Genomic DNA, 704 nt, shown 5'->3' on the forward strand with positions numbered 1-704 from the left:
CCTCACACACACTCTTCTCTCCTTCAAGCGGCCCCGATGGGCCGTTTGAAGTTTTAGTGTTCAAGTACCAAACAATCGTGGGGCGCAAAATTGACTACCACCGCCTCACCGCGATTGGGCAAGTTGCCAACGTGGGTATCATTGAAGACATCGACAAACAGCAATTGTTGCTCGATTTCAACGTGAAAACGCACAATTGGCCCCAACAGCATTTGCTCTTTGACCACGCCGTGCAGTTGATTTTGGGCGGCAACGCCTTCGAGGCTCAAGCGTTCAGGCCGCAAGGCAACCCGCACTTTACTACCTTGGAGCGATGAATCGAAGCTATCGCTGACGCTAAATTGTTGTTTGCCAAAATGCAAAATGCCTTGCTTGGGGTCGTGGAGCGAGGCTTCCAGCGTGTTGAGTGTGCCGACAAAATGGGCCACAAAGCTAGTTTTGGGGTTATTGTAAATTTCGGCGGGCGTACCAAGTTGCTCAACTTCGCCCTTTTGCATAATCAGCACCCGATCCGAAAGCGAAAGCGCTTCTTCTTGATCGTGGGTAACGTAAATCGCCGTAATGCCTAATTCGCGCTGAATTGCCCGAATATCTTGGCGCAACGAAACCCGAATTTTGGCATCGAGCGCTGAAAGTGGCTCATCAAGCAGCAGCACTTGCGGGCGAATTGCCAAAGCTCGGGCCAGCGCAACCCGCTGTTGTTG

Annotated in this window: 1 protein-coding gene; it reads right to left on the reverse strand. The window is 51.8% G+C overall.

Annotation, left to right across the window (positions count from 1 at the left end; translation table 11 throughout):
- Positions 1-53: 53 nt before the first annotated feature.
- Positions 54-704 (reverse strand): ABC transporter ATP-binding protein (locus DEF47_RS04305; RefSeq protein WP_287044985.1); only part of this gene is annotated, 651 nt, incomplete at its 5' end.

The organism is Herpetosiphon sp. (genome assembly GCF_003512625.1).
Taxonomy (GTDB): Bacteria; Chloroflexota; Chloroflexia; order Chloroflexales; family Herpetosiphonaceae; genus Herpetosiphon; species Herpetosiphon aurantiacus.